13 protein-coding genes are annotated in these 14,281 nt (G+C 49.9%); 11 read left to right on the forward strand and 2 right to left on the reverse strand.

Going from position 1 to position 14,281, the window contains the following annotated elements:
- The first annotated feature begins 35 nt into the window (after positions 1–35).
- From ACLTD4_RS00490 to ACLTD4_RS00520, 7 genes are all read left to right on the forward strand, one after another.
- A complete protein-coding gene (locus tag ACLTD4_RS00490; RefSeq protein ID WP_117621925.1) occupies positions 36–1,157 on the forward strand; it encodes an alkaline phosphatase family protein in 1,122 nt (373 codons plus the stop codon).
- Between the two features lie 53 nt (positions 1,158–1,210).
- Positions 1,211–1,681, forward strand: coding sequence for a thioredoxin-dependent thiol peroxidase (gene bcp, locus ACLTD4_RS00495; RefSeq protein ID WP_117621926.1), 471 nt, complete (start codon positions 1,211–1,213; stop codon positions 1,679–1,681).
- Positions 1,682–1,843: 162 nt separating this feature from the next.
- The gene (locus ACLTD4_RS00500; protein WP_055660108.1) at positions 1,844–2,746 is read left to right on the forward strand and encodes an amino acid ABC transporter substrate-binding protein; all 903 of its coding nucleotides are present in this window, start codon (positions 1,844–1,846) and stop codon (positions 2,744–2,746) included.
- A gap of 15 nt (positions 2,747–2,761) precedes the next feature.
- Positions 2,762–3,412 (forward strand): amino acid ABC transporter permease, encoded by a 651-nt coding sequence (locus tag ACLTD4_RS00505; RefSeq protein ID WP_025529760.1) that lies wholly within the window; start codon positions 2,762–2,764, stop codon positions 3,410–3,412.
- A 16-nt stretch (positions 3,413–3,428) separates the two neighbouring features.
- On the forward strand, positions 3,429–4,208 hold the full coding sequence (locus ACLTD4_RS00510) for an amino acid ABC transporter ATP-binding protein (RefSeq protein ID WP_117621927.1): 780 nt from the start codon (positions 3,429–3,431) through the stop codon (positions 4,206–4,208).
- Positions 4,209–4,300: 92 nt separating this feature from the next.
- Positions 4,301–4,951, forward strand: a complete 651-nt coding sequence (locus ACLTD4_RS00515; RefSeq protein WP_025529759.1) for a hypothetical protein — start codon at positions 4,301–4,303, stop codon at positions 4,949–4,951.
- A 210-nt stretch (positions 4,952–5,161) separates the two neighbouring features.
- Positions 5,162–6,802: an ABC-F family ATP-binding cassette domain-containing protein gene (locus ACLTD4_RS00520; RefSeq protein WP_002605274.1), complete on the forward strand. Its 1,641-nt coding sequence runs from the start codon at positions 5,162–5,164 to the stop codon at positions 6,800–6,802.
- Between the two features lie 83 nt (positions 6,803–6,885).
- Here ACLTD4_RS00520 and ACLTD4_RS00525 read toward each other — a convergent pair whose 3' ends face one another.
- Both ACLTD4_RS00525 and ACLTD4_RS00530 read right to left on the reverse strand, forming a co-directional pair.
- Positions 6,886–8,229, reverse strand: coding sequence for a putative ABC transporter permease (locus ACLTD4_RS00525; RefSeq protein WP_055660110.1), 1,344 nt, complete (start codon positions 8,227–8,229; stop codon positions 6,886–6,888).
- A 93-nt stretch (positions 8,230–8,322) separates the two neighbouring features.
- Complete coding sequence (locus ACLTD4_RS00530) at positions 8,323–9,447, reverse strand: glycoside hydrolase family 105 protein (RefSeq protein WP_412331074.1); 1,125 nt, start codon at positions 9,445–9,447, stop codon at positions 8,323–8,325.
- A gap of 331 nt (positions 9,448–9,778) precedes the next feature.
- Here ACLTD4_RS00530 and ACLTD4_RS00535 point away from each other — a divergent pair, with 331 nt between their 5' ends.
- The 4 genes from ACLTD4_RS00535 to ACLTD4_RS00550 all read left to right on the forward strand — a co-directional run bounded on the left by ACLTD4_RS00535 (position 9,779) and on the right by ACLTD4_RS00550 (position 14,199).
- Positions 9,779–11,185 (forward strand): ABC transporter substrate-binding protein, encoded by a 1,407-nt coding sequence (locus tag ACLTD4_RS00535; RefSeq protein WP_055660114.1) that lies wholly within the window; start codon positions 9,779–9,781, stop codon positions 11,183–11,185.
- A 62-nt stretch (positions 11,186–11,247) separates the two neighbouring features.
- Positions 11,248–12,177: a carbohydrate ABC transporter permease gene (locus ACLTD4_RS00540; RefSeq protein WP_055660116.1), complete on the forward strand. Its 930-nt coding sequence runs from the start codon at positions 11,248–11,250 to the stop codon at positions 12,175–12,177.
- A 5-nt stretch (positions 12,178–12,182) separates the two neighbouring features.
- A complete protein-coding gene (locus ACLTD4_RS00545; protein ID WP_055660117.1) occupies positions 12,183–13,040 on the forward strand; it encodes a carbohydrate ABC transporter permease in 858 nt (285 codons plus the stop codon).
- A 166-nt stretch (positions 13,041–13,206) separates the two neighbouring features.
- Positions 13,207–14,199 (forward strand): LacI family DNA-binding transcriptional regulator, encoded by a 993-nt coding sequence (locus ACLTD4_RS00550; protein WP_055660118.1) that lies wholly within the window; start codon positions 13,207–13,209, stop codon positions 14,197–14,199.
- The last annotated feature ends 82 nt before the right edge of the window (positions 14,200–14,281 follow it).

Raw genomic sequence — 14,281 nt, forward strand, 5'->3', positions numbered from 1 at the left:
ATAGATTGTCTGATTTGTGTAAAGGGAGGGCGTGCATGGGGATAAATGGAGGTGAAAACGGAATGTTTGTGGATTATGACCACAGCATTGTGAGTCTGAGCTGTTCGATACTGAAGCATTATGGGGCAGAATATCACCATAAGACGTTCGAACCGATGGATGAGCTTCTTCAGCACCCATACAAGCATGTGGTGATTATGCTGTTTGAGGGCCTGGGGATGGAGGTGCTCCGCCGCCATCTGCCTGAAAACAGCTTTTTAAGGAGCCACGCGCTTGGGGAACTGTCCTCGGTCTTTCCGCCGACAACCACGGCCGCGACGACTTCCATCGAGAGCGGCTTAACACCGGCGGAACACGGATGGCTCGGCTGGAATCTGTATTTCCCTGAACTGGGCGATATCGTTTCGCTCTTTCCCAACACCCGGAGAGGTACGCAGGAGCAGGCTGCAAAGTTCCATGCGGCGAGACAGTATCTGCGGTACCGAACGGTCTATGAGAAAATAGAGGAGACGGGGAATGCAAAAGCATATGTCGTCTCTCTGTACGGCTCCGCCAGAATTACCAAATATGAGGAGCTGTTTGACACGGTAAAAGGCCTGTGCCGGAAAGAAGAAAGAAACTATATTTATGCATACTGGGGTGAACCGGATTATACGATGCACAACGTCGGATGCTGTCATGAGTCGGTTACTGAAATCATCAGAGACATTGATCAGCGCGTTGAGCGGCTCTGCCGCGATCTCGAGGATACGCTTCTCATCGTGACGGCCGATCACGGTCACGGTGATACCGGATATTTCCTGATCCGGGATTATCCCGAACTGGACCGGATGCTGGAGCGCCCGCCGGTAATAGAAGCCAGGGCGGCGTCCTTCTATGTGAAACAGGAATACCTGGCGCAGTTCCCGGATTTGTTTAAACGGCTCTTTGGGGATCAGTTTTTACTGCTGTCCAAAGACGCGGTTCTGAGGCAGAATATATTCGGAGGCGGTGTTCCCCATCCAAGATTGCCGGAGCTTATGGGCGACTATCTGGCGGTGGCGGTAAGCGGCATGGGGATCAATTACGAAGACAGCGACAGTAAATGGATATCCAATCACTCAGGCTTTACGGAACGGGAGATGGAGGTTCCGTTTATCGCGGTGGAAAAAAGATAACGAAATGAATCATTACTATGAGCAAATAATGAGCAAATAAGGAGGTACAAAATATGCTGCAGGCAGGAACAAAAGCACCAGATTTTACATTGAATGATAAAGACGGCAATCCCGTAACACTCTCCTCTTTTCTGGGGAAGAAGGTGGTTCTCTATTTTTATCCGAGGGATAACACGCCGGGCTGCACCCGTGAGGCGTGTGCCTTTGCCGGCGCATATGCGGGATATCAGCAGAGGGGCGTGGAAGTCATCGGAGTGAGCAAGGACAGCGTAAAGAGCCACAGCAGCTTTGCCCAGAAACATGAACTGCCCTTCATTCTGGTTTCCGATCCGGAGCTGGAGGCCATAAAGGCGTATGACGTCTGGCAGGAGAAAAAGCTTTATGGAAAAGTGTCCATGGGTGTTGTCAGAAGCACCTTTGTGATCGATGAGAACGGTGTGATCGAAAAGGTCTTCGAGAAAGTAAAACCGGATACGAATGCACAGGAGATCCTGGAGTATCTGGATGAAAGGGCAAAGGCATAAAGAAGGTACGCCGGAAAACCGGGGGCAGCGATAGCCTCCGGTTTTTTTACTGTTTACAGGCTGCGCTCCAAATCAAAGAAATTATAAAAAATCTTCTTTACAGAAATACTTTAGTATGCTACCATGGTAGCACATGAAAATGCAGAGGAGGAAACAACAATTATGAAGAAGAGCGTTATGGTAATGGCGGCAGCCCTGGGGCTGATGGCAATGGTATCCGGGTGTTCCGGACAGGCGGCCGGTAATACGGTGGCGGAGACAGCAGAAACGACTGGAAAAGCGGCGGATACGACGGCAGCGGAGGCTGATGCGGATACCAGTGCGGATACGAAGGCACCCGAGGCGGAGGCTTCTGAGGCAGGAGCCGCGGGCGGTACATTTACAGTAGGATTTGATCAGGAATTTCCGCCTATGGGGTTTGTGGGCGATGATGGAGAGTACACCGGTTTTGACCTGGAGGTGGCAAAGGCGGTCGCTGAACGTCTCGGACTGGAGTTTGTTCCCCAGCCGGTTGACTGGGCAGCAAAGGATATGGAACTGGAGTCCGGTAATATCGACTGTATCTGGAACGGATTTACCATGACAGGCCGTGAGGACGATTATACATGGTCAGAAGCCTATATGGCGAATCAGCAGGTATTTGTGGTGACAGCAGAGTCCGGCATCAAGACTCTGGCAGATTTGGCCGGAAAGGTAGTGGAGGTTCAGGCGGAGTCCTCCGCGGAAGCGGCATTAAAAGACGATCCGGATCTGACGGGGACATTTGGGACGCTTCAGACGACACCGGACTATAATACGGCCTTTATGGATTTACAGATGGGAGCGGTCGATGCCATCGCCATGGACGAGGTAGTGGCCCGTTTCCAGATCGAGCAGAGACAGGTTGATTTCATCGTATTGGATGAGACGCTTGCCGCAGAAAACTATGCGGTTGGATTCAAGAAGGGAAATGACACCTTAAAGGATCAGGTTCAGGAACAGCTGGAAGCCCTGGCGGCAGACGGCACCCTGGCGAAGATATCCGAGAAGTGGTTTGATAAAGATATCACAACAATTGGTAAATAGAGACAGGGGAAGACCATGACTTTAACAAAGATTTTTTCACAGCTGGCAGGAGGCATGTGGATCAGCATCCAGATATTTTTTGTGACGCTTATTTTTTCCCTGCCTCTGGGACTTTTCATATCCTTTGGCAGGATGTCGAAAAATCCTGTAATCAGAACCATTGTAAAATTTTATATTTCAGTCATGAGAGGAACCCCTCTGATGCTGCAGCTGATGGTGGTTTATTTCGGCCCATACTATCTGTTCAAAATAAAAGTGGGGAATAATTACCGCCTCTGGGCGGCCTTTATCGGCTTTGTCGTCAACTACGCGGCATATTTTGCGGAGATATACCGGAGCGGAATCCAGTCCATGCCGGTTGGCCAGTATGAGGCGGCGAAGCTGCTGGGGTATTCGAAGACACAGACGTTTTTTCGGATTATATTTCCACAGGTGATGAAACGGATTCTCCCCTCGGTAACGAACGAGGTCATCACGCTGGTCAAGGACACCTCCCTGGCATTTACCATCAGCGTTCTGGAGATGTTTGCGGTGGCAAAGGCGCTGGCGTCCTCCCAGACAAGCCTGATTCCGTTTGTGGCGGCGGGCCTGTTCTACTACATATTTAATCTGCTGGTGGCTGTCATCATGGAAACCGTGGAAAAACGGCTGAATTACTATCAATAAGGGGAGGAGAAACCATATGTATCTGCTGGAAATGAATCATATCAAGAAATCATTTGACGGCCAGGGCGTACTGAAAGACATCTCCTTAGCGGTAGCGGAAGGCGAGATTGTCTCTATTATCGGTCCGTCCGGATCGGGCAAGTCCACGCTGCTTCGCTGTGCGACGATGCTGGAGCGGATGGACAGCGGCGAGCTGCTGTACTTGGGCGAAAAGGCGGCCTGGAACGGCCCTGACGGAAACGCCGTCTATGCAGGAAAGGAAAAGCAAAAGGAAATTCAGGGAAATTACGGCCTCGTTTTTCAGAATTTTAACTTATTTCCCCATTACAATGTGCTGAAAAATATCATCGACGCGCCGATCCATGTGCAGAAGCGAAAATCAGAGGAGGTAATCCGCGAGGCGTACGACCTGCTTCGCAAGATGGGACTGGAGGACAAGGCGGAGGCGTACCCCTGCCAGCTCTCCGGCGGCCAGTGCCAGCGTGTTGCCATCGCAAGGGCTCTCGCCTTAAACCCCAAGATCCTGTTCTTTGACGAGCCCACCTCTGCGCTGGACCCGGAGCTTACGGGCGAGGTGCTGAAGGTGATACGTTCTCTGGCCGATTTACAGATCACCATGGTAATCGTGACTCATGAGATGGCATTTGCCAGAGACATCTCGGACCGCGTCATCTTCATGGCAGATGGACTGATCGTGGAAGAGGGGACGCCGGAGGAGGTTTTCGCCTCCAATAATGAGCGCACGCAGAACTTTTTGGGCCGGTACGGGGATGGCTACGGTTCTCTCAAAAATTAAGAAAAAAGCAAAGCAATTTTCACAATCGGATGATATACTATGAGCACTTGATAAAGCTACTTATGGTATATAGCAGAAAGAAGAGGATTCGAATGAAACGAACACTGATTGTGATAATGGCGCTCTGCGCGGCCCTTGCTTTTACGGCCTGCGGAAAATCTTCCAGTAATACAGAGACGACACCGGCACCCACCACAGCGGAACCGGAGACGAAGGAACCGGCGACGACACCGGCCGCGACGCTGGAGGCGCCGGGCAACACTGCGGAGTTTAAGATTTTGACGTGCAGCGTGGAATCGGTATCGGATACGCTGGAGGACATGACGGTCAAAAACGGCGATACGGAAGTTAAATTTAACTTAAATGGCGTGGTGATCGAGACCACTTATGAGCTGAAGGAGGGGACCTCTGTCTCCATCATTTACAAGGGAGAAATCTCCGGAGACGACGCTGCCAATGCAAAGATTGTGCTGGTGCTGGATGCCCAGGAGAATATGGAAGTGAAGACCATGACCGGAAGCGTAACGGACCAGGCCATGAGCAGCTTTACGATCCGGGACGATAAAGGGGAAGAAACAGGCTTCTTAAAAGATAACTGCGAGGGCCTTAATACCGGCGTTCTCGGCCAGGCCACAGACGACAGCAACGGCAGCGGCGCCATGGTAAAAGTAACGTATGTGACAGTGACCTACGATGCGGGCAGCGAGTCCAATTTCCCGCTTAAAGTAGAGTCCGCCAAATAGATTTTGATACATCCAGCTGAAAATCACCGGATTTACAGGCTTTTTTGATAAAAGGCTTGCAAATTCGGGATTTTCATGTAAAATAAGAGAGATGAGAGACGGGGCCTTATGAGCCCTGTTTTGTGTGAGCGGAAACTCCCGCAGCGGGTGCCTGCTCACTGGAAATAATGACAGAGCGAGCGGCGGTTATAAGAAAGGAATTTATTGGGAATGATTAGTGCGAATAATGTAACCTTACGTATTGGCAAGAAGGCATTGTTTGAAGATGTAAATATTAAATTTACGGAAGGCAACTGCTACGGCATGATCGGTGCCAATGGTGCAGGAAAATCAACGTTTTTAAGAATTTTATCAGGACAGCTGGAGCCGACGAGCGGCGACATCGTGATGACACCTGGCCAGCGTCTTTCCTTCCTCCAGCAGGACCATTTTAAATATGACGAGTACCAGGTTCTGGACACCGTTATCATGGGAAATGCCAGACTGTATGAGATTATGAAAGAAAAAGATGCCATCTATATGAAGGAAGAATTCACAGATGAAGACGGCATCAAGGCGGCTGAGCTGGAAGGCGAGTTTGCCTCCATGGATGGCTGGGAAGCGGAGTCCGACGCGGCCAACTTATTAAACGGCCTTGGAATCGAGACAGAGTTTCACTACAAATATATGAAGGAATTAAACGGCGCCCAGAAGGTAAAGGTACTGCTTGCCCAGGCGTTATTCGGCAACCCGGATATCCTGCTTCTTGACGAGCCGACGAACCATTTGGACCTCGACGCCATCGCATGGCTGGAGGAGTTCCTGATTAACTTTGAAAACACGGTAATCGTGGTATCCCATGACCGTTATTTCTTAAATAAAGTCTGCACCCAGATCGCGGATATCGACTACGGCAAGATTCAGCTGTATGCCGGCAACTATGATTTCTGGTATGAGTCCAGCCAGCTGATGGTGAAGCAGATGAAAGAGGCGAACCGGAAGAAGGAAGAGAAGATCAAGGAGCTGCAGGAATTTATCCAGCGTTTCTCCGCCAATGCTTCCAAGTCCAAGCAGGCGACTTCCAGAAAACGTGCTCTTGAAAAGATCGAACTGGATGATATCAAGCCATCCAGCCGTAAATATCCGTATATTGATTTCCGCCCGGCCCGTGAGATCGGAAACGAAGTGCTGACCGTACAGAATTTATCCAAGACGATCGACGGCGTGAAGGTGCTCGACAATATCTCCTTTATCTTAAACAGAGAAGATAAGGTAGCCCTGGTTGGCCCCAACGAGCAGGCGAAGACGGTTCTGTTCAAGATTCTTTCCGGCGAGATGGAACCGGATGAAGGCGATTATAAGTGGGGACTGACCACAAGCCAGTGCTATTTCCCGAAGGACAACAGCGCGGAGTTCAACAACGATGACACCATCGTGGACTGGCTGACACAGTACTCCCCTGAAAAGGAAGCGACCTATGTCCGCGGATTCCTGGGACGTATGCTGTTTGCGGGAGAGGATGGCGTGAAGAAGGTCCGTGTCTTATCCGGTGGTGAAAAGGTCCGCTGTATGCTTTCCAAGCTGATGATCTCCGGTGCCAACGTGCTGATGCTCGACGAGCCGACCGACCATCTGGACATGGAGTCCATCACGGCGTTAAACAACGGCCTGGTGAAGTTCCAGGGCGTGCTGCTCTTCTCCTCCCGTGACCATCAGATCGTGGAGACGACTGCTAACCGTATCATGGAGATCGTGAACGGCCAGCTGATCGATAAGATCACCACGTACGACGAGTACCTGGCCAGCGATGAGATGGCGCGTAAGAGACAGGTATTTACACTGACTGATGAGCAGATGCAGGAAAATGAATAAAGTAAGTGAATAAAGTAAGACTTATCATAAAGTAAAGAATCGCCTGGGGGATTATCTCTCCAGGCGATTCTTCCGTTTGCATGCTATTCCCTGACAATGGCGTTCGGGTAGATCCACTCCATCCTCTTATCCGGAAAATGATCATCCAGGAAGTAGTCGATGGAGTTGGCGGCTTCCCGGCCCGTCTGCCGGTCCGAGTAGCGCGCCAGTGCCATGGCTGAAATCACGATGTTTACCGTCATGAAGACGATCATGCACCAGCTTAATAATTTCCCTGCCTTGACCGGAACCCGTTCAATGAGACCCGAGATGCGCGGATAAAGAAGCTTGATCCAGATGACGGCCGCCAGGCCCCAGAAGAAGCAGTACAGCAGGTTGATTCTACCTCCCAGGTTGAAGGGCAGTTTGCTGTAATCCCAGAATACGGTGCCGAAGGCGATCTCCGTGAACACGCTGCAGATGTACTCATAGGCGCCGCCTACCACAGTACCGAATAGGAAAATATACCGGTCGTCACGGTCCTTATACTTATGAAGCATCATGGTGAGGACCACAACACCCAGTCCCCACACGACGCTGAAGGGTCCATAGACAACACTGCTGCGGCTCATCAGGATTCCGGAGGTGACGTAGCAGAAGATCGTCTCAGTGATATCTCCCAGGAATGCTCCGATAAAGAACAGCCATACGAGCTTATGGAACGAACAGCCGTCGGCGAAGACGGCTGGAGCTGCCTCGCAGGAACGTGTTTTTGCGCGGGAGACGGAGTCGGTCTCAGCCGCAGTGCTTTCCGGCGCTGCTCCGGGATGGGCCTTAGCCATTCGTCGTTCAATTCGGGTAAAAATGGAGCGCGCCAGTCTGTTGGAAATCTGCTGCATTCCCTCGGCCAGCTCTTCCACGCGGGTGTTGTATTTCTGCACCTGGAAGACCACACCGAGTACGCTGATAAAATCCATGGCCAGGATGACGAGACCGGCGATGAGGATAATCTGTCCGGCCAGTGCTGGAACCCGGCTGATGACCATATGGATCAATGGATGAATAAAACGGAGAGTAAGCGCCGCTCCCACGCCCCAAAGGGCTGAAAATGGGATACAGACGTAACCGCCCAGATTGTATTTATAATCGGAATAGTCCCACCACCGCTTCTTAAACAGCTTTTCCATCAGCGCTCCGGTGAAGAACTCCAGGATCGTGGCGATGACGGCGCTTCCGATGGCCAGGAAGACGAGACTCTCTCTCAGAGAACTGAAAAAGGTCAGAATCAGAATCATGCCGATGCCGTAAACCGGGCAGAGAGGGCCATTTAAGACGCCGCGGTTATAGAAATGCTTCTTTTTCAGAGCTGCATAGGCAATTTCCATGCACCAGCCCAGAAATGAATAGATGAAAAAATAAGAGATCAGTTGAAAAAGTGCTTCATTCATATGTACAGATCCTTTCCGCAAACCAAAGTATGGAGCTTATGGCATATGATACCATAAGCCCCATACCGTTGCAAGGGAAATGAAACCTGTAACCTACTTCCGCATCAAGATTTCAATATAAGCAAGAATGAGCGGTGCGATGCCCTTTGCTTCATTTTTCACAATAGGCTCCCTCATATAATATTCAAAGGTGCCTTCCCGGTTCTCGGTGTTGCCGAGGCCGGCTACGAGGCAGATGCCATCCAGCTGTAATTCGCCGTTTTCTTCGGAGAGATACTTGTCACAGATGCCCTGGAATGCCTTCTCGCCAAATGGAAGATACGTGTCCGGCAGATAGCCCAGGCGGACGCTCTTCATGATCGCGTATGCGAAAATGGCGGAACCGGAGGTCTCTAAGTAATTGGGGCTGATGCCGCCGCGGTTCACGACCTGATACCACATGCCGGTCGCCTCGTCCTGGTAAGGAAGCATGGCGTCAATCAGTTCCCGGTATATGGTGTTTAATTCGGTGCGCTGCTCCATTAAGGAATCCGGCATGATTTCCATGGTGTCGATGAGCGCCATGGAGAACCAGCCCAGCGCGCGGAGCCAGAAGTTATCGGAGAGTCCGGTCACCCTGTCGCACCAGAACATCTTCCGGGAATCGTCATAGGCGTGGTAGTAAAGACCATTCAGCGGCTCCCGCATCAGCTGCCGGACATTTTTAAACTGATTGATAATGTCCATGCAGTTTTTGCAGCCATTGTATTCCACTTCATACTGCATATAGAAGGGAAGCGCCATGTAGAGCCCGTCCAGCCAGATCTGGTTGGGGTAGATCAGCTTGTGCCAGAAGTTGCCCGTAGAGGTGCGGGGCTGGCCGAGGATCTGGCTGTGCACGGTGTCGATTCCCTTCCGGTATTTCTCTTTTCCGGTCAGCTTATATAAATCGAACAGGGTCTTGCCTGCATTTACATTGTCCAGATTATATTCTTCCGGGGCGTAGGAAACAATGGAGCCGTCCTCGCGGACGAAGTGATCGATGAAATGATCGGCGAATTCTAAGTATCTGCTGTTTTCTGTAATGTGGTAGAGTTCGAGAATGGCCTTGATCATGCAGCCATCCATATAGTTCCATTTGGCCGGAGCCGATGCATCGCTCTCTTCCTTATACCAGATCGGTGATTCAGGGGTACTCTGATCTAATAATTGATGAATATAGCGGTCCAGTATTTCCATATTGAATACTCCTTTTCTGTATATGAGAAAAATAAAAGATTGAAAATTCAAACGTTTGCAGTTTCTATTATAATATCATATATTTTAAAAAATAAAATTAGTAAATATATATAAAAAGTTGATGAAATGATATGCATAATACACAATTGACATGGGAAAAGAATGGTGATAAGATAAAAACATCAACGAGACAATGTATATTTGCTGGCAAAAAGACACAAACGAGGGGCTGGAATGTAGCAGATATGCATATTTTTAAGAAACGGGTTGCAAACCTTTGCAAAATTAAAGCAATGAGAAAAGCGCCTAAGAAAGAAAGGGAGACTGTCTTATGAGAAAGAACTGGAAAAAAGCTTTAACACTGGTAATGGCGGCTGCGATGGCAGCAGGACTGGCAGGCTGCGGCAACGGAGCAAAGCAGGCAGAGGAGACGACCGCTGCTCAGACAGAGGCTGCAAAAACAGAAGCTGCAAAAACGGAGGCGGAGACCACGGCGGAACCGGCGGAGGCGGAAGGCCTGACGGTGAACACCACAGATCCCATCGAGATTTCCTTCAGCTGGTGGGGCGGCGATTCAAGGCACGAAGCCACTCTGGCCGCAGTCGATGCGTTTATGAAGAAGTATCCGAACATTACGGTAAAGACTTCTTATTCCGCATGGGATGGCTGGGAAGATAAGATGTCCTCACAGTTTGCCACAGGCACAGCACCCGATGTAAACCAGATTAACTGGAACTGGATTACTTCCTTCAGCTCAGACGGAAGCGCATTCTATGATCTGAATAAGCTATCCGATATTCTCGATCTGTCCCAGTTCTCGGAAGATTACCTGGCACAGTGTACGGTAGCAGACAAACTGCAGGGCGTTCCGATCTCCATGACAGGCAGAATCTTCTACTGGAACAAGACTACATACGATCAGGCCGGAATTGAGACACCGAAGACCTTAGCCGACTTAAGAGCAGCAGGAAAGGTATTCCAGGAAAAGCTTGGCGACGATTACTATCCGCTGGCTATGAACGAGTATGACAGAACAATCTTCATGGTTTACTACTTAGAGTCCAAGTACGGAAAAGCCTGGGTAGAGAATAATGAGCTTCAGTACTCTGAAGATGAGATCAAGGACGGTCTGGAATTTATCCAGTCTCTGGAAGCGGATCATGTAATTCCGTCCATCGCCACCATCGCAGGCGACGGCGCGGCTTCCTTCGACAAGAACCCGAAGTGGATGGAAGGCAAATACGCAGGCATCTTCGAGTGGGATTCCGCAGCTACCAAGCAGCAGGGCGCGTTAAATGAAGGCCAGGAATTCGTAGTAGGCGAGGAATTTGCCGACATGGGCGACCATAAGGGCGGTTTTGCGAAGGTTTCCATGTGCTTTGGTATTTCTGAAAACACAAAGCATCCGGCTGAGTGTGCGGCTTTAGTAAACTTCCTGTTAAATGAGGAAGAGGGCGTTAAGATACTCGGTTCCGAGAGAGGAATTCCGTGTTCCGCAGAAGGACTTAAGATCTGTGAAGACAACGGTCTGTTAAATGAATTAGTGGCAGAAGCAAACTCCAAGGTTTTAAGCTATGTCTCCTTCCCGCTGGATCCAAAATTTGAGGCGAGTGCGTTAAAGGCAACAAACGAGGGCGTTTACTGGGATGTAATGGCAGGCTTAAGCTATGGCGATTACGATCTTGATGAAGCAACTGAAGTACTGATTGACGGTGTCAATAAAGTTTTAAGCAAATAGTGTGTGACAATCAGCGGCCGCCGGCAACGGAGGCCGCTGCGTAAGAAAGAGGAGGTAACGGTATGAAGCAACCAGCGGCTCAGAGTACAACCGCAGAAAGAAGGAGCTTTAAAAAGATCGTAAAAGAAAACAAAGGCTTTTTCTTCATACTGCCATGGCTGATCGGATTTCTTATCTTTAAGGTATATCCGTTTGGATCATCACTTGTATACAGTTTTACGGACTATCATTTGTTTGACGGAGTTTCCAAAGTTGGCCTGATGAACTATGACGAGATTATCCATACTAAGAAGATTGTAAAAGCCTTTGTGGTTACGATGAAATACGCTTTCATGACCGTACCGCTGAAACTGGTTTTTGCGTTATTTATTGCATATATTCTGAACTTTAAGCTAAAGGGAGTCAATCTCTTCCGTACGGCTTACTATATTCCGTCGATTCTGGGCGGCTCCATCGCCATCGCTGTACTGTGGAAAGCAGTATTTAAGGATGACGGTATTATCAACATGCTGCTGAGCTACATGGGCATCGAGGGACCGAACTGGCTGGCCAGTCCGTCTCACGCGCTGTTTGTAATCTGCCTGCTGAGAGTCTGGCAGTTTGGTTCTGCCATGGTGATCTTCCTGGCGGCCTTAAAGGGGGTCCCGGAGGATTTATATGAGGCGGCGGCCATCGATGGCGCGGGGAAATGGAGACAGTTCTTCAGCATTACGGTTCCGCTTATTACCCCGGTTATTTTCTATAACCTGGTTACACAGCTGTGTCAGGCGTTCCAGGAATTCAACGGACCGTTCATCATTACCCAGGGCGGACCGCGTAATTCAACCATGCTGATCTCCATGCTGATTTATAACAATGCGTTTAAGAGCTACGAGATGGGTCTGGCGAGCGCTCAGGCATGGCTGCTGTTCCTGATTGTAATGACGTTTACAGCCATTGCATTCTTCAGCCAGAAGCACTGGGTCTACTATTCAGATGAGGACGGGAGGTAAAAAAGATGACGAGAGAGACAAGAAAGACTGTCAATACGATCGTGCGCTACGTAGTGCTGATCGTAGTGGGCTTCATCATGATTTATCCGCTGATCTGGATGGTTGGGGCTACCTTTAAAACGAATAATGAGATATTCAGCGGGATTGGTTTCATCCCGAAGAATCCGACGCTGGACGGTTATAAGAACGCGTTGAAAAGCTATGGCGGTGATATTGATATCTTTAAAGCCATGATTAATACGTATTCTATCGTTTTGCCGAAGGTGGTATTCACGATTGTATCCGCCACCATAACGGCATACGGCTTCGCCAGGTTTGAATTCAGGGGCAAAAAGCTGCTCTTTGCAGTTCTGATGTCCACACTGTTCCTTCCCCAGGTCGTGTTAAATGTGCCGCAGTTCGTCCTGTTCAATAAGTTTGGCTGGATCGATTCCCCGATTTATCTGGCGCTGATCGTACCGACACTGTTTGCGACGGATACCTATTTCGTATTCATGCTGATTCAGTTCTTAAGAAATATTCCCAAGGAGCTGGAGGAAGCGGCTACCATCGACGGCTGCGGTTCTGTCAAGACCTTATGGTATGTGATCGTGCCAATGCTAAAGCCATCTATTGTTTCGTGTGCATTATTTCAGTTTATGTGGTCTTCCAATGACTTTATGGGACCGTTGCTTTACGTCAACACACCGGCCCGCTACCCGGCGTCCATCTTTGTTAAGATGTCCATGGACGCAGATACCGGCTTTGAGTGGAATCGTGTGCTGGCCATGTCCCTGATTTCCATTATACCGTCTCTGATCGTGTTCCTGCTGGCTCAGGATCAGTTTATCGACGGTATCGCGGCAGGCGGCGTAAAGGGTTAAGTGAATGGGCGGAGGCTGCTGTACCTCCGTCCTTCTTTGTTTGGTGCAGTTCACAGCCTGGTCGGTCTCCCTTTTAAAGGAAAACTCAGAGAATTAAGGTGTTGCAATCTTCGGACGTCAAAGGTATACTAAATCTATTACGTATTTGTGGCAGGGAGTGTGGGATATGGCAGTTACGATCAAGGATGTGGCAAAAAAAGCGGGAGTGTCTTACTCTACGGTATCCAGAGCCTTAAATGATCCGAATGCGGACAAGTCCGATAAAAAGAAACGTATTTTGAAAATCGCGGAAGAGATGGGATACGTGCCGAATCAGGCGGCGATTCAGCTGAAGATGTCACGGTCCTACGTGATTGGTCTTTACTTCTCCACCATCAGCAAGATGAGTTCCCCCTTTGTTCTGCACGATGTGCTGACCGGGGTCTACAGCGTGGTGGGGAGCAAATATAATGTCATTGTCAAAGGTATCGATATGCATGAGCCGGGAACGCTGAATCCCTCCTTTTTGGACGGAATTATCGTGCTTACGCAGAAGGACGACGATCTGGAATTCATGGATGAAGTCCTGAATAAGGGGATTCCCATGGTAGCCATCTGCCGTACGGTATTTCTGGATGTACCCAACGTTACAACGGATGAGGCCGGAGCCATGGAAAAAGCCATGGATTGCCTTCTGGAAAACGGGCATCGGAAGATCGGCATTATCGAAGGGAATTCGAATCTGGATTCCACCAGGCTGCGTCACCGCGGCTGGCGCGCCTCCATGACAAAACACGGTCTGGATCCAGACAGTCTGCCGGTGGAACACGGTACATACCGCTATGCCAGCGGATATCAGGCGGCCAAGCGGCTTCTGGAACAGGATCTGACGGCAATTTTAAGCTTTAACGATGAGATGGCATTCGGCGCCCGGGAGGCAGTCACCGAGGTCGGCCTAAAGGTGCCGGACGACGTGTCGCTGGTGGGCTTCGACAATTGGGATCTGTCGGGCTATGCGAATATGAAGCTGACTACCGTGGAGCGGAACATGGGCGAGATCGCCCGGGAAGGGACGCGGATTCTGCTGCGCCGTCTGGAGGACGGAATCATCGATAACCGGCGGGTCTATCTGGAAAACAGACTGATAATACGGGAAACTGTGAAGAATTTAAATGCTTAGGTGCTTCGCATTGTGTGCGCCTCTCCGGCGCGGGCCTGACTCGCGGGAGAGGCGCTTTTTTTGAATCCATCTTGCACTTGAC

The sequence above is a fragment of the Hungatella sp. genome (assembly GCF_046966825.1).

Coding starts and splice junctions, on each gene's coding strand:
- ACLTD4_RS00490 (WP_117621925.1), top strand. CDS start 36: ATGGGGATAAATGGAGGTGAAAACGGAATGTTTGTGGATTATGACCAC.
- bcp (WP_117621926.1), top strand. CDS start 1,211: ATGCTGCAGGCAGGAACAAAAGCACCAGATTTTACATTGAATGATAAA.
- ACLTD4_RS00500 (WP_055660108.1), top strand. CDS start 1,844: ATGAAGAAGAGCGTTATGGTAATGGCGGCAGCCCTGGGGCTGATGGCA.
- ACLTD4_RS00505 (WP_025529760.1), top strand. CDS start 2,762: ATGACTTTAACAAAGATTTTTTCACAGCTGGCAGGAGGCATGTGGATC.
- ACLTD4_RS00510 (WP_117621927.1), top strand. CDS start 3,429: ATGTATCTGCTGGAAATGAATCATATCAAGAAATCATTTGACGGCCAG.
- ACLTD4_RS00515 (WP_025529759.1), top strand. CDS start 4,301: ATGAAACGAACACTGATTGTGATAATGGCGCTCTGCGCGGCCCTTGCT.
- ACLTD4_RS00520 (WP_002605274.1), top strand. CDS start 5,162: ATGATTAGTGCGAATAATGTAACCTTACGTATTGGCAAGAAGGCATTG.
- ACLTD4_RS00525 (WP_055660110.1), bottom strand. CDS start 8,229: ATGAATGAAGCACTTTTTCAACTGATCTCTTATTTTTTCATCTATTCA.
- ACLTD4_RS00530 (WP_412331074.1), bottom strand. CDS start 9,447: ATGGAAATACTGGACCGCTATATTCATCAATTATTAGATCAGAGTACC.
- ACLTD4_RS00535 (WP_055660114.1), top strand. CDS start 9,779: ATGAGAAAGAACTGGAAAAAAGCTTTAACACTGGTAATGGCGGCTGCG.
- ACLTD4_RS00540 (WP_055660116.1), top strand. CDS start 11,248: ATGAAGCAACCAGCGGCTCAGAGTACAACCGCAGAAAGAAGGAGCTTT.
- ACLTD4_RS00545 (WP_055660117.1), top strand. CDS start 12,183: ATGACGAGAGAGACAAGAAAGACTGTCAATACGATCGTGCGCTACGTA.
- ACLTD4_RS00550 (WP_055660118.1), top strand. CDS start 13,207: ATGGCAGTTACGATCAAGGATGTGGCAAAAAAAGCGGGAGTGTCTTAC.